At 58.2% G+C, this 14542-nt stretch carries 16 protein-coding genes; 6 read left to right on the top strand and 10 right to left on the bottom strand.

Translation table 11 applies throughout. From position 1 onward, the window contains the following. Positions 1-616 precede the first annotated feature (616 nt). Positions 617-1399, bottom strand: a complete 783-nt coding sequence (locus LCF40_RS22050; protein ID WP_380684030.1) for a DUF8170 family protein — start codon at positions 1397-1399, stop codon at positions 617-619. A gap of 115 nt (positions 1400-1514) precedes the next feature. On the opposite strand from LCF40_RS22050, the gene LCF40_RS22045 reads away from it, so the two are divergent. Continuing rightward, positions 1515-1991 (top strand): ArsR family transcriptional regulator, encoded by a 477-nt coding sequence (locus LCF40_RS22045; RefSeq protein WP_224830286.1) that lies wholly within the window; start codon positions 1515-1517, stop codon positions 1989-1991. A 279-nt stretch (positions 1992-2270) separates the two neighbouring features. Here LCF40_RS22045 and LCF40_RS22040 read toward each other — a convergent pair whose 3' ends face one another. Together LCF40_RS22040 and LCF40_RS22035 are read right to left on the bottom strand one after the other, a co-directional pair. Then, positions 2271-3383, bottom strand: a complete 1113-nt coding sequence (locus LCF40_RS22040; RefSeq protein ID WP_224830285.1) for a DUF8137 family protein — start codon at positions 3381-3383, stop codon at positions 2271-2273. 64 nt (positions 3384-3447) lie between these two features. After that, a complete protein-coding gene (locus LCF40_RS22035; RefSeq protein WP_224830284.1) occupies positions 3448-3804 on the bottom strand; it encodes a calcium-binding protein in 357 nt (118 codons plus the stop codon). 165 nt (positions 3805-3969) lie between these two features. On the opposite strand from LCF40_RS22035, the gene LCF40_RS22030 reads away from it, so the two are divergent. Further along, positions 3970-5379, top strand: a complete 1410-nt coding sequence (locus tag LCF40_RS22030; protein WP_224830283.1) for a DEAD/DEAH box helicase — start codon at positions 3970-3972, stop codon at positions 5377-5379. Continuing rightward, on the top strand, positions 5366-6724 hold the full coding sequence (locus LCF40_RS22025; protein ID WP_224830282.1) for a DUF790 family protein: 1359 nt from the start codon (positions 5366-5368) through the stop codon (positions 6722-6724). Before LCF40_RS22030 ends, LCF40_RS22025 begins: the two co-directional genes overlap by 14 nt. A 332-nt stretch (positions 6725-7056) precedes the next feature. Here the strand turns inward: LCF40_RS22025 and LCF40_RS22020 are convergent, their stop codons facing one another. The 3 genes from LCF40_RS22020 to LCF40_RS22010 are packed head-to-tail and all read right to left on the bottom strand — an operon-like array spanning position 7057 to position 8706. Then, positions 7057-7983 carry a DUF8008 family protein gene (locus LCF40_RS22020; RefSeq protein WP_224830281.1) on the bottom strand — a complete coding sequence of 309 codons (927 nt, stop codon included), beginning with the start codon at positions 7981-7983 and terminating at the stop codon, positions 7057-7059. Continuing rightward, the gene (locus tag LCF40_RS22015) at positions 7976-8245 is read right to left on the bottom strand and encodes a hypothetical protein (protein ID WP_224830280.1); all 270 of its coding nucleotides are present in this window, start codon (positions 8243-8245) and stop codon (positions 7976-7978) included. The genes LCF40_RS22020 and LCF40_RS22015 overlap by 8 nt, the downstream gene beginning before the upstream one ends. Further along, the gene (locus LCF40_RS22010; protein WP_224830279.1) at positions 8242-8706 is read right to left on the bottom strand and encodes a hypothetical protein; all 465 of its coding nucleotides are present in this window, start codon (positions 8704-8706) and stop codon (positions 8242-8244) included. Before LCF40_RS22010 ends, LCF40_RS22015 begins: the two co-directional genes overlap by 4 nt. Positions 8707-8889: 183 nt before the next feature. On the opposite strand from LCF40_RS22010, the gene LCF40_RS22005 reads away from it, so the two are divergent. After that, the gene (locus LCF40_RS22005; RefSeq protein ID WP_224830278.1) at positions 8890-9126 is read left to right on the top strand and encodes a MarR family transcriptional regulator; all 237 of its coding nucleotides are present in this window, start codon (positions 8890-8892) and stop codon (positions 9124-9126) included. A 333-nt stretch (positions 9127-9459) separates the two neighbouring features. Further along, entirely contained in the window at positions 9460-10713 is a 1254-nt protein-coding gene (locus LCF40_RS22000) for a glycosyltransferase family 2 protein (RefSeq protein ID WP_224830277.1), read from the top strand. On the opposite strand, the gene LCF40_RS21995 is transcribed toward LCF40_RS22000, so the two are convergent. Then, the gene (locus LCF40_RS21995; RefSeq protein WP_224830276.1) at positions 10700-11161 is read right to left on the bottom strand and encodes a GDP-mannose mannosyl hydrolase; all 462 of its coding nucleotides are present in this window, start codon (positions 11159-11161) and stop codon (positions 10700-10702) included. The two genes, LCF40_RS22000 and LCF40_RS21995, sit on opposite strands and share 14 nt — an antisense overlap. Continuing rightward, entirely contained in the window at positions 11158-12096 is a 939-nt protein-coding gene (gene rfbB / locus LCF40_RS21990; RefSeq protein WP_224830275.1) for a dTDP-glucose 4,6-dehydratase, read from the bottom strand. Before rfbB ends, LCF40_RS21995 begins: the two co-directional genes overlap by 4 nt. A 53-nt stretch (positions 12097-12149) precedes the next feature. Between rfbB and LCF40_RS21985 the strand changes: the two genes are divergently transcribed. Continuing rightward, complete coding sequence (locus LCF40_RS21985; protein ID WP_224830274.1) at positions 12150-13043, top strand: SDR family oxidoreductase; 894 nt, start codon at positions 12150-12152, stop codon at positions 13041-13043. Here the strand turns inward: LCF40_RS21985 and LCF40_RS23625 are convergent. Together LCF40_RS23625 and LCF40_RS21980 are read right to left on the bottom strand one after the other, a co-directional pair. Beyond that, a complete protein-coding gene (locus tag LCF40_RS23625; protein WP_345777879.1) occupies positions 13040-13219 on the bottom strand; it encodes a hypothetical protein in 180 nt (59 codons plus the stop codon). The genes LCF40_RS21985 and LCF40_RS23625 overlap by 4 nt on opposite strands. Before the next feature lie 2 nt (positions 13220-13221). Then, the gene (locus LCF40_RS21980; protein WP_224830273.1) at positions 13222-14295 is read right to left on the bottom strand and encodes a glucose-1-phosphate thymidylyltransferase; all 1074 of its coding nucleotides are present in this window, start codon (positions 14293-14295) and stop codon (positions 13222-13224) included. Between the last annotated feature and the right edge of the window lie 247 nt (positions 14296-14542).

The raw sequence follows: 14542 nt of genomic DNA, 5'->3' as shown, positions 1-14542 counted from the left end.
GCGAGCACGCTCGCGCAACTTATCGGAGGGAAACGCTCTTTGAATCCGGTCAACAACTACGGAATCCGGTGGGGTGTAAGTCATACTCTCCACCGGGTTCCTCAAACTGGTAGCACCAGCGATATGTGATCATCAGATGGCGGTGGTTCGGGTCGTTAAACTAGAAGGGATGCGGATCCCCCGAAGACGGATCGACGACAGGAGAAACCGACTGACGAAGTCGATCCAATTCGATATACCTTCTACACGGGCAACGCCAAGCGTCCGCCGGACGAACCCTCACCATCTGAATCCCTCGACCAGGCCCGTCAGCGAGCTGCTGAAGAACGGCGACCGTACGTCGAAGTGAAAATCAAGGGCAAGTACGCGAATGTCGTCTGTGAAATCGCGGGAACCGGATATCGGTTCAACTCCGCTGCGATTGAGACGATCAAATCGCTGCAGGCCGAGCAGAAAGACAGAGCTGACGCTGACTCTTGCCACAAATCATATGTGAGAACGGATATCGGACCCCATGGAACATACATCCAAACGACGACGCTCTTCCCAGAAGACGCGAAAGCTCACGCCGATGATCTCGCAGCAATTGCTACTGATCCAGCAAACTGGCGATAGTTCACTGTTGTTCCCACTCAGGTCGTGGTGAACCCGGAAGGTCGTCTGTGGCCTCAAATAACTCCTCCTCGGTGGTCCAGGGGTAACACCGCCCATGTAGCTCAAAGAGACGGAAGTCATTCAGATGTACCCAGCTGTATGACGGGACTTCGATATCGTGGCGCTCGAGCTCGGTAGTCACTGCTTCAACGGTAGTGTCGATGCCAGCTTGGTCTGCACGTTCGACAAGCGAATTGAGTTCTGCAATCTTCGTCTGATGGTCGCCATCCGTGGCAGCCATGAGTTGTGCGCCAGCAGCGATGACATCTCGTTCATCGGAGAGGTGTGCGTCAGTTTCCCAGTGATAGGCCCGCGGAAAGGCGTACGCTTTCTCGAAGTACTCCGTTTCACCGAGCTTGCCGAGTTCGTTTATTTCGCCGCCAGCATCCTGCTCGAACACGGCTACAACGTAATCGCTGAGCGTTGCCGTGATGTGGAACTTCACGCGGAACTCTGGGAGGCGAGGGAGATCGATATCTGTGAGATCCCCGATGAGGAACGCATACGTTCCATATCGACGGTTCAATCGGTCACCGACTGCCCGTACTCGGCGAATGTACGGATCACGATAACTCCCCAGAACGAGATACGCGGTTTGGTCTCGATCATAGAGTGCCGGTGTTTCACTATTTGCCCACGAGAGGATTCGAATGGCCTCTATCGACTGGACGTCAAGGCCATGTAAGGCATTCTGGACTGCCTCCATGATTTTGCTCGAGTTTGGTGGAACGGAGGGGGGACTCATAGAATCCGTTCTGACTGGATTGGTAATAGACCTTTTCAACTGACTCAGTCATACTGGGAGTCTATTAACCTAGTTGTCCCAAACCATTATACAGCCGAAGATCCTCCTTTTAGGTATGAGCAATACGGCCCCGGAAGGGTTCGAGGATCCGTTTGCTGAGCAGCAACGAATGCGGAAGCTGCTCTCCCAAGAAACCCGTCACCTCGTCCTCCAGGTGATTCTCGGTCATCCAGCCCACCTCACCTCATTAGCCGAGCTTGACTATATGATCCCGAAGAACGAGGCTGCAATCCTCGACCAACTCGAGACGTTGCAAGAGGCCGATATTCTCGACGTATATCTGCATGAGCCGAACGCGTCGACGCGGGATCTCCCATCAAAGTTCTGGGGACCGACTGAGCGCGGTATCGAAATCCTCTACGAGCACAATTTCCTCCGGGGCGTCCCGATCGCACGTGCCGTGTACGAAGAAACCGAAAAACCCGAGCGGGTACGGCGTCACGAGGACGCACCGCGACCGACGCTCCCCGAAGCAGTCACTGAAGCCCTCGAGTTCGACGAGCCGGAACCGGAAGCACCTAGCTCTCCGTAGCCGCCATACAAGAGAAGAAGAGAGAATCTCACCGAGCGATGAGAGAGGGACCATGGGCTGTGTGTCGCGAGGCGTCCACCGGAGAAAGGGGCCAGCAGCGAGACAGGCTAAGTGAGAAGTGAACTATCCCGTCCTCCTCGCTCCCTCCCGTCTTGCGGCGGTCAAGAAAGTCCGTGCAGGTAGTCCGTTCATTGACCCGGCCTTTCGCCTGGTGACTCTCATCCCCGCGGTCCCGAACTACTCGCTCGAACATCCGATTGACCGGAATGGGACCAGTGGTCAGGATCCGTCTCTCGAGTCGCTCATCTCGTCAAGTATGCCAGACAGCAGACTCGAGTCGAGATCGCGGAGCGACCAATCGGCGGAGACACTGTCAGCAACGCCGGTTTCCAGAGCGAGATCCTGAATCCGCTGTTTCACGTCGGGGTCGACATCGACGACACGGGGGAGATCGTCGTCCTCATCCCAGTACGGCGGGGCGTGGGGACCGAGCAATTGCTCCGTTTCGAGATCAGCCACGGCCTGAAAGTACAACTCCGTGCGGTCGATTTCTCTCCCAAATCTCGTGTGTGTTCCAGAGATCGCCTCGTCGGTGACGAGGGTCTCGAACACATCGAGTGCGGCGTGCTGATCGACGTAGAAGGCGGTATTCAGTGTCACTTTCACGAACAGTGGTTCGTCCTGCGCGAGGGCGAGGGGATGGTCGGCGACCGAATGGTCGGGGTGGTCGATCCCCCAGCCGTAGGTGTAGGATTCCTCGTAGGCAACGTGGAACTCATCGACGTACTCGGGAATCGCCCCGAGAAATGCCAGTGCGTCGGCCGGGATTGCATCAACGCCCTCAGAGCGGCGGGTACGAATCACCGACCGGCCGATTGCGTTGGCGATGACGTGGCCGACTTCGGGGAACTCGTTTTGTTCGTGGGGATCGTAGGCGTCGGCAAACTCGAGGAGTATCTCCCAGCCGCCCGTCTCCGCGGCGGCATCGAGTCCATCGGCCAGCGGTTCGTAATACGCGAATAGAAGGTCGTGGTGGAGATCGTCGCCACCAGGTGCGTCACCTCGGGACACCGTCGTGAGTACCCGCTCGTATTCGGCGATTGCACGCGAAATGGCTGAGAGGTCTCCCGCGCGGGCGTCATCGATGAGGTCGGGGAGGTCCCCAACCACGTCGGGATGCTCGCGTTCGAGTTCCTGTCGGTCGAGTTCCTGTCGGTCGAGGCCGGAGTCCGAAGCTGGGCTCCCAGCGGACTCATCCGTCGTGTCGGTCGGGAGTTCGTCCGTCGTCGGGTCGTCCGTCGCTTCGGACCGCTGACCGCCGGGACAATCGTGGAGTCGGAGCCGTGAGAGCGTCGTAAACTCCTGTCCGCAATCGTCGCACTCGGGGCTCATTACCGGCTCCTACGACGACTGGTGAAGTAAGGGTTGTCCAGGACTGTTAGTGACCTCGCTCACGCTATCGTTCGAGCCAGTAGTGCCAGTCCTCGATGGCTTGGATTGTCTCGTTGTCGACATCGATGGGTTCCAGTTGCTCCAGAGGCACCCCGAGTTCGCGGTCCATCCACTCGACAGTTACATACTGTTGGCTGAGCGTCGCTTCCGTCGACGACATGCCGACGACGCGAACCGTTTCGCCTTCTTTTAGCGGGGATTCCTCTCGCTCGGTGGTACACCGCGCCTCGAAAGGAAAGTCCATCAAATCCCCGAGATAGGCGTGCCAGCCGTAGGCTTGCTCTTCGGGAGTGTAGGTATCAACGATGACCCGCATCTCGATACGCTCCTCGCGTTCCTCATCTTTCTCGACCCGCGCCATGCTCTCTCGTAGGTGCCCCGGACGTAAGTCACTCCGGTGAAAACCAACTGAATTGTCGCCAAAACAACTACTATGCGCGAATCCAGGGCTTCTCTCAGACGAATACAGCAAGTCAGTCCTATCCCGCAAGGACAAGTACGGCGAACCCTGTAGAGCAGATACGAAATGCGCATCGCGTTCGATGATGGGACCCTCCTGCTCGAAGACGCCCCCGAGAACGTTCCATACGCCGACTGGGACGACCGCGTTGACGAGTATCGAGCACGCGCCCACCACTACAGAGCACTCCGAGAGTGGGCTACGAGCGCAGACGGACAAGCCACTCTCGATGAAGCCGCGCCCACCGTCGACTCTGTGGAGGATACCGCCCGCGCGTATAGCGACCTCGACCTCACACCTGCCGTTGCTATTGAACCACGCGACTACCAGCAAGCCGCCTTGGCGGCCTGGACTGACCACGACCGTCGCGGAAGCGTTGTGCTTCCCACGGGAAGCGGGAAAACGTTCCTCGCCGTCCAAGCCATCGCCAATGCGGGCGTGAGTGCGCTCGTCGTCGTGCCGACGATCGATCTGATGAACCAGTGGCACGCGACGCTCACCAACGCGTTCGGGGACCAACTCCTCGATTCGGTCGGCGTACTCGGCGGCGGAAACCACAACGTGACCGATATCACGGTGACGACGTACGACTCCGCTTACCGGTATATCAACGAGTATGGCGACCAGTTCGGGCTCCTAGTCGTCGACGAGGTCCATCACCTTCCGGCCCCGACATACCAGCAGATCCCCGAGATGACGATTGCTCCCTACCGCCTCGGGCTGACCGCCACCTACGAACGGGCTGACGGGCAACACGAGGTCCTCGAAGAGCTGATTGGCCCTGTCGTCTACGAGGAGAACGTCGATGAACTCGCCGGGGAGTACCTCAGCGAGTACGAAACGCTTCATCTACAGGTTGATCTCACACCCGACGAGCGCGAGCAGTACGACGAGGAGTACCAGCTCTATCGTGACTACGTAGACAGTCACGACTTCGACATCTGGAACGAGCAAGGCTACGCGGAGTTCCTGAAACGTACGTCCTACGACTCGCATGGCCGCCGAGCACTCATCGCCAAGCAACGCGCCGAGGAGATCGCCCGTACGGCCGCAAAGAAACTCGACACGCTCGACAACCTGCTGAAACGCCACTACGACGACCGCACGATCATCTTCACCGCGAACAACGACTTCGCCTACGACATCTCCCAGGAGTTCGTCGTTCCGTGTATCACCCACCAAACCCAAACGGACGAGCGGACGGCAATTCTCGAGCGGTTCCGGACGGGCGAGTACTCGATGCTGGTCACGTCCCAAGTCCTCGACGAAGGGATCGACGTCCCGGCGGCAAACGTGGGGATCATCCTCTCGGGGAGTGCCTCAAAACGCCAATACGCCCAGCGACTCGGCCGGATTCTGCGGCCCACCGAGGACCGAGAACCCGCTCGCCTCTATGAAATCATCGCTGAGGAGACCATGGAGCGATACGTCTCGGAGCGTCGGCGACAGGGGGTGACCGCGAATGCTGACGGCTGATCTCGCTCGGTCTCGACGGCGTGGTGAGACGGTCACCCCGTTGTTCATCGATCCCGACGATGACCAGTATCGGGACACAGCGGCGACACTCATCGACCTGTTCGAGGATCATCTGGGCGAATCGAAAGGCGAGCTCGAGGAGAGGATCGACCAACTGACGATCTCGGATACGGACTACAAAGTGGTCCAGGGGTTGGCAAAACTGTTGACGGACGAGTGTGAGTTCGCAACCGTTGCCGCCGCCGATCCGCGTGAAATCCGCCAGCAGCTCTACGAGAAGGCCAACGAGTCGTATCCAGTTGTTCGCCAGCCCACCCTGGGCGAGGACACCCGACAACTCGAGGTGTATAGTGCCGTTGCTGATAGGCTGGGAATCTCGCTCGAAGCGTGTTATCGGGGCATGTATGCTGATCTGGAGGACAACAAGCGACTCGTCCGGTTCGGAGACCACAGTTCCGATGCCCACGAGGGGGCAGGCGCCTCTCAGACGACGACACGATTGACTGGCGACAGTGAGGAATCGTATGCTGAAGACGCTATCAGCGTTGACTGGCTCCTTACACGCTATAATCTCGCGTTAGCCCAAGCAGTCCTCTACGATGCCACACGGATGCGAATTCGTGTGTGGGACCACTTCAACACCGTATTCAGCTATGTGAAGCTGTTTGGGTTGATGCACCGGATCTATCCAATCGACGGGGATGGGACCCGTGTCCCGAATACGGATGTCGCCGACGGGTACGAGGCGATTCTGGATGGTCCGGCCTCGCTCTTCTCGCAGTCACGAAAGTACGGGATTCGGATGGCAAATTTCCTTCCCGCGCTCCCACTGTGCAACCGCTGGGAGATGCACGCGGAGGTCCTCGATGAGGAGGGGCCAACAGAGACCACGCTCTCGTTCGAACTCGACCATACGGATGGGCTGTCCTCTCACTATACCGCTCGGAGTGACTTCGACAGCGATGTCGAACGGACATTGGCCCAGAAGTGGGATCGGTCGACCACGGACTGGGAGCTGATCCACGAGGACGATGTGTTGGACTTGGGTGCCGAGGTGATGATCCCCGACTTCGCGCTCGAACACCCTGATGGCCGACGTGCAATCCTCGAAATCGTGGGATTCTGGACGCCTGAGTATCTGGACGAGAAGTTGGCGAAGATACGAGATGCCGACCTCGACCACTTGCTTCTCGCGGTCTCCGAGCGGTTAGAGTGCTCAGCAGACGACTTCGACGGGGCGAGTGATCGCGTTCTGTGGTTCAAATCGGGCATCCATGTCTATGACGTGGTGGAGTTGGCCGAGACGCATGCCCTCAAAGAGCGCCATCCCGATCAGAAACGCTGACCCTCGTCCGCTTGTTGGCTCTCTATACACTCGGACGTGATTTCCTAAACAGCCACTCTCAGAGATCAAGGAGATTAGGCGGCCTTGCGTTGCCTCAGATCGGGTGAGGTTAAGCGAAACGGGTCCGAGTGTATATCTACGCCGGCGCCCTGTGGACAGCCGTCGTCCTCGGAGGGTCCTCGAGTGGGTGTCCGTCGTACTGATCGTCGACGATCGCTCTCGGGTAGACCCGTGAGTAGTGGACCCGGGCAGACACCACGATCGGAATGCATCCGGAGTTCAGAGAGCGTGTGTGGCCTCGCTCGAGGGTAGTTGTGGGTCCGTGGACGCCCTCAGCCGTGGACGCCAGCTGTCTCCGGACCAGCGTCGGTCGACGACGTTTCGCCCGGAATCTCGGCATCCGCGGGGAGGACGATCCTCCGTTCGGTATATTTCAGGCCGTTCTTTCGCTCTTTTCGTCGATGCACGGCGAGTCGATTCTTCGAGAGTTCGAGTAAGGCGTCGATCGTCCGGGAGACCAACTTCTTGGCGTAGCTCTCGCTCGTGCCGGGTTCCTGGCGTCGAATCCAGTGTTTCAGATCGCTCGCTTTCACTGAAGCTCGGACAGCCTTCGACCCCGTGCGCCAGGGGTCGTCCCCGACCGTCTCGTCGGTGCGGGCGTTCCAGAGCTGGGCGGCCAGGCGGGTGGGAAGGGCGTTCGTCGTCGAGCGGAGCATATCGTCGTCCATGCGTGCGAGTTGCTGGATCGGGAGGAGGTCGCCGTGGGCGAGGGTGGTGGTGCCGCCACGCTCGAGGGGATCGCGTTGCTCGGGCAGGCGGACGTAGGTGCCGTCGTCTTTGGTGATCCGCTCGACGCGGTCGCCCGCGACGTCTAGTTCGGTGGGCTCGACGTTCGAATCGTGGAGGTGGGCGCCCTTCTCGAGTTCGCGGGCCTGGAGTTCGGCGACGCTCTCTTTGAGCGTGGCCCCCCGACGGTGGGCCGCCTGCGTGGCCCGGTCGAGGCGAGTCGTTTCGCTCTCGCAGTCGGCGAGGCGGGACTCGAGGGTTTCGACGTGGGCCTCGAGGTCGGTGACTCGTGTGTCGAGGCGGTCGTTTTCCTGGCGGAGGGTCTCGTTTTCGTTGTGGAGTCGGTCGATAGTCTGGGAGTCGGTGTCGGCCTCCGGTGGCTGTTGGGCTTCGAGGTCGGCGACCCGCTCGGCCAGACGCTCGTTCTGGGTGCGGAGTGCCTCGAGTTCGTCGGCGAGAGCGTGGTCACTCATTGGTTGGGCCCTCCTCCTCTTCGTGGTCGTCGGTCCCCAGGAGCTCCTCGCGGGCGGGCGTCGTCAGCTCACAGTCCTCGTCGAAGAGCGCGACCTGCGTGACGGGTTCGGTCCCGACCGGGCGCCAGTCGGCGCCGGTCCACTCGAACTCGGCGCGCAGCCACCCGTCGTCCGTCTCTTGGGGGACGAAGACGGTCGTGCGTGGTTGGCCGCCCTCGGGGGTGTAGCGAACGTCGAAGCCGGTCGTCGTTGGGTCGGTCATCGGTGCTCGCCCTCCAGGGTGGGGTTGGTTCGTGAGACGAGCGACTGGAGGTCGCAGTAGGCGCGTTCGATATCGCCCGGCGTGACGGGGTGTTCGAGCTCGAAGGTGAGGTGTGTGGGGGTTCGACGGGTTCGGATCGGGGTCGGGTACTCGGCCCAGCCCCGCACCGAATGGACGTAGCTGATCCACTCCGGGACGCCCCGGTCGTCGTACTCGCCGAGGTGTTCGGTGTGACGGCTCGGGCCGTGGACGCGGATCCAGGGGTCGTCGGTGTGGTCGGGGTGGAACTCGTGTGGTGGGCTGGTGGTGACGTGGATCTGGTTTGCGATCGGATCGTAGTGGTGGTGTTCGTCGTTGGTGTCCAGGCCGAGGTACTCGTAGGCCGAGGTGGGTCGATCGAAGCAGATGGGCTGTGCATCTGGAGGCGAAACCGTTTCTTGCGTGGGTTGTGTAGTCGTCATTGCCTTCTCCAAGGCACAGGTCCGGTGTTCTAGCACCGGGCCACAGAGGTTTGCGACCGTGCCTGCGCCTCTACATTAAGCCAAGACTGTTTGGTGTTTATACTTTACGATGAGTAAAGGTTGGTAGTCGGATTATCAGAGTTTGTAAATAGTATCAGGAGCTACTAAGAGTAGAGCAGGTAGATGGATAAGAAAGAGATGCCGCTTCGGATTGATGAGAAAACAGAAGATGTTCTTGATGTTCTATCTAAACATGGTTTCGCAACTACCGGAATGCTCGTCGACGAAACCGGTTACTCAAGGCCGACAGTTTCGAAACGTCTTGATCGACTCCATGCAGCAGGCAGTATTGAATATCTCCATGAACCAACCGCACTGTGGAAGCTCATAGAAGATCCACGTGCTGAGGAGAGCGAGTAAACGCACCCGAAAGTGGTTTTGATTGTCTTTTAGTATGAAATTTATCCAATATGAGTGTTTCCCCCTAGCACGACAAATCACATCACCCAATACATATATGCGGACGTTAGACTAACCATCTGAATTATTTCTATTAGATATACAGCTGTTTGAGGGGGTAAAGAGGCTACTCTACCAAAACATATACTAGAAATATACTTATTTATCGTTCTGTTTTGTCGGCCTTCCAAACATTATTTATAGGAGGATGTTGACTCATCAGTATCAAAGACAGACTTCGGAGGAATCGAATGAGGGTTCTCACACAATTCACGAGCGACGCGGGGAGATCAGATGAGTAGTCGTCGTAGCCAGGAGTCTGTCCAGGAGTCCGATACCGCCTTCGAATACGATCCAGAGGCTGCCAAAACGGGCGAGTCGGATGTCCAGACCAGGGATGGTCTCCTTCTCGATCGGAACAGCACGCAGGACCCGACCCTCAGCGTCGTCATGCCGACGCTCAACGAGGAAGAGGGCGTCGCCGAGTGTATCGAGCGCGCGAAGACGGCAATCTCCGAGTTGGGCGTTCCCGCAGAGATCATCCTGAGCGACAGTTCGACCGATCGTACGCCTGAAATCGGTCGGGAGATGGGCGCAATCATCGTCACACCCGACGAGCCCGGCTACGGCTACGCCTATCGGTACGCCTTCGAGCGTGCTCGCGGGGAATACATCGTGATCGGAGACGCCGACACGACCTACGACTTCGAGCGGATTCCCGAGTTGTTGGACCGGCTGGAGGAGACCGGGGCCGACATGGTGATGGGCAGCCGGTTGGAGGGCGAGATCAAATCCGGGGCGATGCCGCCGCTCCACCAATACATCGGGAACCCCTTGTTGACGAAGTTCTTGAACGCCTTCTACGGTGCCGGAGTAAGTGACGCCCATAGTGGTTTTCGGATCATCCGTCAGAGTTCGCTCGACGCCTTAGACCTCAAGAGTGACGGGATGGAGTTCGCCAGCGAGATGATCATGGAAGCCGGCGCCAAGGACATGGTGATCAAGGAGGTGCCGATTACCTACCACGAGCGCGAGGGCGAGGCGACCCTCGAGAGCTTCAAAGACGGGTGGCGCCACGTTCGGTTCATGCTAGTGAATGCGCCCGGCTATCTGTTTTCGGCACCCGGTGCGGTCCTCTCCGGAATCGGGTTGCTCGTGATGGCACTAGTGTCCATCGGCGAGTCGATCAGCGGTATCACTCCGGGCGTCCACTCGATGATCGCCGGCAGTCTGTTGACGATCGTCGGCTACCAGATCGGGACGCTCGGGGTTTTCGCGGCGATTACGAGCGATCCGATCCAGAAACCCGAGGACCCGATTACGGAACGAGTCATTGGGTCACTCTCGCTGGAACACGGCGCAACCACCGGTCTCGCGATCTTCGCCGCTGGCGCGCTCTACGCTGGGGTCCTGCTCGTAGACTGGATTTCAGGCGGATTTGGAACGGTGGAGTTTACGATCGGCTCGCTACTTGCCTCTACGGCGATCATCATCGGGCTTCAGACCGTGTTTTCGTCGTTCTATCTGAGTGCACTTACTGAGTTGTGAGATCCATGTGGTCCAGATACCTCGTCATATAGGGATGGAGATCATCAAAAGGCGGAGTGAACACACGGAGTTCACTATGCTGGTCATCAGGCGCATTGATTGGCTCCGTCGGAGTGACGACGAACGCCTGAGCCACGTAGTGTTTCCTGTCGATGCCGTCGATCTCCGAGGACTCATAGAAATGCTCGAACGACCCCAGTCGCTCAACGACATCTACCTCACAGCCTAACTCGGTTTTGGCTACCCGTTGTACCGCCTCGTCTAACGTTTCATTTTTGAGTACGGCGCCACCAGGAACGAACCACTCCCCTTTCACGGGTTCGTTTTCACGGAGTCCGAGGAGGATACCGCCCTCATGTTGTACGAGGAGGTCTACGGAGACGATAGGGACGTTATCGACGACGACCTCCCATTCGTCCTCAGGCACCCACGACACGTCTTCAGTCATTGCTGAGCCTGGTCCTGCAGATAATAGTCGACGGTTCGTTCCAGCCCGTCTTCGAACGACCACTCGGGTTGCCACCCGAGCGCTTCGATCTTCTCCGTATCGAGCGCATATCGTTGGTCGTGGCCTGCTCTGTCCTCAACGAATTCGATCTGCTCCTCTAAGCCACCAACGGCGTCGAGAATCGCCTCCGTTACTTCGAGATTCGTGCGTTCCTCACCCGATCCGATATTGTATACCTCGCCGGGACGTCCCTCGTGCAAGACAGTCACAAGCGCTCGACAGTTGTCTTCGACGTAGATCCACTCCCGAACGTTCGACCCATCGCCGTATACAGGAAGGTCCTTTCCGGCGGCAGCGTTCGTGATGAACTTCGGAATGAGTTTCTCCGAATGCTGGCGTGGTCCGTAGTTGTTACAGGTCCGGGTAATGACGACTGGCAGGTCGTGGGTTGTCTCGTAGCTTTTCGCAAGGAGGTCAGCACCTGCTTTCGTCGCCGCATAGGGATTTCGAGGGTTCAACGGATCCTCTTCGCTGAACGTCCCGTTGAGGATTTGTCCGTACACTTCGTCCGTCGAGATCTGGAGAAACTGATCGATATCGGCATCCGTAGCGGCATCGAGAAGGACCTGTGTTCCCTGAACGTTCGTCGTCACGAACGGCTTTGCCCCCTCGATAGAGCGATCAACGTGGGACTCGGCTGCGAAGTTGACGATAGCATCGACGTCAGAGACGAGGTCCTCGACGAGTTCACGGTCCCGGATATCGCCTTCCACGAATTCATGTCGTTGGTGATCGAGTACCCCATCGAGGTTCTCCTTCGAGCCGGCATACGTGAGTGCATCGACCGTCAGGACCGTATGCTCCGTTTCGTGGAGGAGATAGTGAACGAAGTTAGAGCCGATAAACCCCGCACCACCAGTGACGAGAACTCGCATATACGATCCTCTATCGCATCACCTATTTATGTTTTCATCGGAACACAGCCTGTATGAACGTCCTAGTCCTCGGCGCCAACGGGCTCGTCGGGAGTAACGTCGTTGGGACAGCTCTCGATAGAAAGTATTCCGTCGCTGGAACGTACCATTCGACCAGCCCGGATTTTCCAGTCTCGTTGTATCAACACGACATTCGGGACGCTGACGAGTTCGAAGCGATTCTCGCAGAAACGAACGCGGAGGTCGTCATCAACTGTGCAGCGATGACCGACGTCGATGGCTGCGAACAGGAGCCGGATATCGCTCACGAGATCAATGAGGTGGCCCCAGGGCGACTAGCGTCGATGTGTGCGGACAGGGACGTCACGTTCGTCCACTTGTCGACGGACTACGTGTTCGACGGAACCGATACGGAGCCGTATGACGAGGACGCATCTGTAAATCCAATTCAAGAGTACGGACGGTCGAAACTCGAGGGGGAACGAGCCGTCGAGGAGTCGTCCGTGGACGGCTTCATCGCTCGGCTCTCCTTTGTCTACGGCGTCCACGGAGCTACGAACGACCTAACTGGATTTCCAGCCTGGGTTCGCGACCAACTCAGCACCAATTCGGCCGTTCCATTGTTCACCGATCAGTTCGTTACCCCGAGCCGAGCCGGCCAGGTTGCGACGACGCTGTTCGATCTGATCGAGTCCGAAGCGAGGGAGACGGTACACATCGCGAGTCGATCCTGTGTGACACCCTTCGAATTCGGGTCTCGGATCTGTGACGTCGCAGCGGGGGATTCGACCTTACTGCGTGAAAGCTCCATGGACGATCTCGAGCGGGAGGCACCACGACCGACGAACACGTGTCTCGACGTCTCGACAGTCGAGTCAGCACTAGGACGATCTCAGCCGACACTGACCGAGGATCTTCAGGCTATCGAGGAGTCGTTCCGAGCTTAAAGTTCGTACTCGTCTGCGTGGTCCAGAAAGAACTCGCGGTCCTCGCGTGGCAGATCTTCGAACCGGAGGACGTTCTCACAGGAGAGGCCGGGACACTTCATGACCCGAGTCGACTCGAGTTCGTTTGCCGAGACAATGGTACCGCACTGGGGACAGGTCTGTGTGATGATGCGCATGGTCAGAGTTTGAGCTGGGAGTTTTCACCGACGACGAGTCGCCGTCCCTCCGGGAGGAGGTTCATCGCGCTCTCGACATTCGCTCCACGACCGAGGAGGCTATCGACGATCTTGCCGTTCGTCGTGATCACCGAATCGCCGATGACGACGCTGTTTTCGATGTGGACCCCGTTCAACGTCGAATTCGGGCCGATCGAGGTATACGGGCCGACGTACGTTCCGTCTTCGATAACCGTGTTCTCGGCGATCGAGACGGGGCCCCGTATGACGGCATCGCCCTCGATCGTGGCCGTTTCGTGGAGCTCGACCCGACCATCGACGGTCGCATCAGGATCGATACGGCCCTCGGAACGAAGCGGTTCGTCTTCGAGAACCAGCCGGTTTGCCTCGAGAATGTCCTTCGGTTTGCCCGTATCTTTCCACCACCCGCGGACGACGTCAGAATCGATCGCATGACCGTCCTCCAACAGCGTCTGAATTGCATCGGTGATCTCGAGTTCCCCGCGCCACGAGGGCTCGAGGCGTTCGATCACGTCGAAGACCGCGTTTGAGAACACGTAGATACCGATGAGTGCGAGGTTCGTCGGCGGCTCGTCGGGTTTCTCGATGAGCCTCGTCACGGTACCGTCCTCATCGACGTCGGCGATCCCGAACTGTTCCGGGTTGTCGACCTCTTGGAGCGCGATCCCGGCACCGTGATCACCGTTCTCGAAACTCTCGACGAGGTCCGAGATGCCCTGTTTGAGGATGTTATCACCAAGGAACATCACGAAATCGTCGTCGCCGACGAACTCCCGCGCACAGCCGGCGGCATGGGCGAGGCCGAGCGGGTTGCCTTGAATGATGTACGTGATGTCGACGCCGTACTCGCTGCCGTCTCCAAGGCGTTTCTGGATCGCGTCGCGGCCTTTGTTTCCGAGGACGATCCCAATTTCGGTGATTCCAGCCTCCTTGAGGTCTTCGATCGCGTATTCAAGAACTGGTTTGTTCGCGACGGGTACGAGTTGTTTCGGGCCGGTGTGGGTGATTGGACGGAGCCTCGAGCCCGTCCCACCCGACAGAAGTACGCCTTTCATTAGTTATCGGCTTGATGTGCTGACTAAAATATCATTCGATCGTTCTATTAATTGTTTGGAATAGGGGAAGGACGATATCACTCACTATACTCTAGCCACTTATAACCGAAACGATCGTTGGACCCTACCAAGTCTCGTGTTGTTGAGTGCTGAGACAGGATTGGTACAGACAGATAGATAATACGTTTGCAGTCGAGCGGGGTGTTTTTAGCAGATTTATTAGATAATTAGAACAGTCTATGTTTAA

Source organism: Saliphagus infecundisoli (assembly GCF_020177375.1).
GTDB lineage: Archaea > Halobacteriota > Halobacteria > Halobacteriales > Natrialbaceae > Saliphagus > Saliphagus infecundisoli.
The sequence above is the reverse complement of the archived record's forward strand: the minus strand, read 5'-3'. Positions and strand labels throughout refer to the sequence as shown.

Bases quoted from the DNA above. Each gene is read 5' to 3' on its own strand.
- LCF40_RS22050 (WP_380684030.1), bottom strand. From the start codon at position 1,399: ATGAGTCCCCCCTCCGTTCCACCAAACTCGAGCAAAATCATGGAGGCA.
- LCF40_RS21980 (WP_224830273.1), bottom strand. From the start codon at position 14,295: ATGAAAGGCGTACTTCTGTCGGGTGGGACGGGCTCGAGGCTCCGTCCA.
- LCF40_RS22015 (WP_224830280.1), bottom strand. From the start codon at position 8,245: ATGACCGACCCAACGACGACCGGCTTCGACGTTCGCTACACCCCCGAG.
- LCF40_RS21995 (WP_224830276.1), bottom strand. From the start codon at position 11,161: ATGACTGAAGACGTGTCGTGGGTGCCTGAGGACGAATGGGAGGTCGTC.
- LCF40_RS21985 (WP_224830274.1), top strand. From the start codon at position 12,150: ATGAACGTCCTAGTCCTCGGCGCCAACGGGCTCGTCGGGAGTAACGTC.
- LCF40_RS22020 (WP_224830281.1), bottom strand. From the start codon at position 7,983: ATGAGTGACCACGCTCTCGCCGACGAACTCGAGGCACTCCGCACCCAG.
- LCF40_RS22045 (WP_224830286.1), top strand. From the start codon at position 1,515: ATGAGCAATACGGCCCCGGAAGGGTTCGAGGATCCGTTTGCTGAGCAG.
- rfbB (WP_224830275.1), bottom strand. From the start codon at position 12,096: ATGCGAGTTCTCGTCACTGGTGGTGCGGGGTTTATCGGCTCTAACTTC.
- LCF40_RS22000 (WP_224830277.1), top strand. From the start codon at position 9,460: ATGAGTAGTCGTCGTAGCCAGGAGTCTGTCCAGGAGTCCGATACCGCC.
- LCF40_RS22030 (WP_224830283.1), top strand. From the start codon at position 3,970: ATGCGCATCGCGTTCGATGATGGGACCCTCCTGCTCGAAGACGCCCCC.
- LCF40_RS22040 (WP_224830285.1), bottom strand. From the start codon at position 3,383: ATGAGCCCCGAGTGCGACGATTGCGGACAGGAGTTTACGACGCTCTCA.
- LCF40_RS23625 (WP_345777879.1), bottom strand. From the start codon at position 13,219: ATGCGCATCATCACACAGACCTGTCCCCAGTGCGGTACCATTGTCTCG.
- LCF40_RS22010 (WP_224830279.1), bottom strand. From the start codon at position 8,706: ATGACGACTACACAACCCACGCAAGAAACGGTTTCGCCTCCAGATGCA.
- LCF40_RS22025 (WP_224830282.1), top strand. From the start codon at position 5,366: ATGCTGACGGCTGATCTCGCTCGGTCTCGACGGCGTGGTGAGACGGTC.
- LCF40_RS22005 (WP_224830278.1), top strand. From the start codon at position 8,890: ATGGATAAGAAAGAGATGCCGCTTCGGATTGATGAGAAAACAGAAGAT.
- LCF40_RS22035 (WP_224830284.1), bottom strand. From the start codon at position 3,804: ATGGCGCGGGTCGAGAAAGATGAGGAACGCGAGGAGCGTATCGAGATG.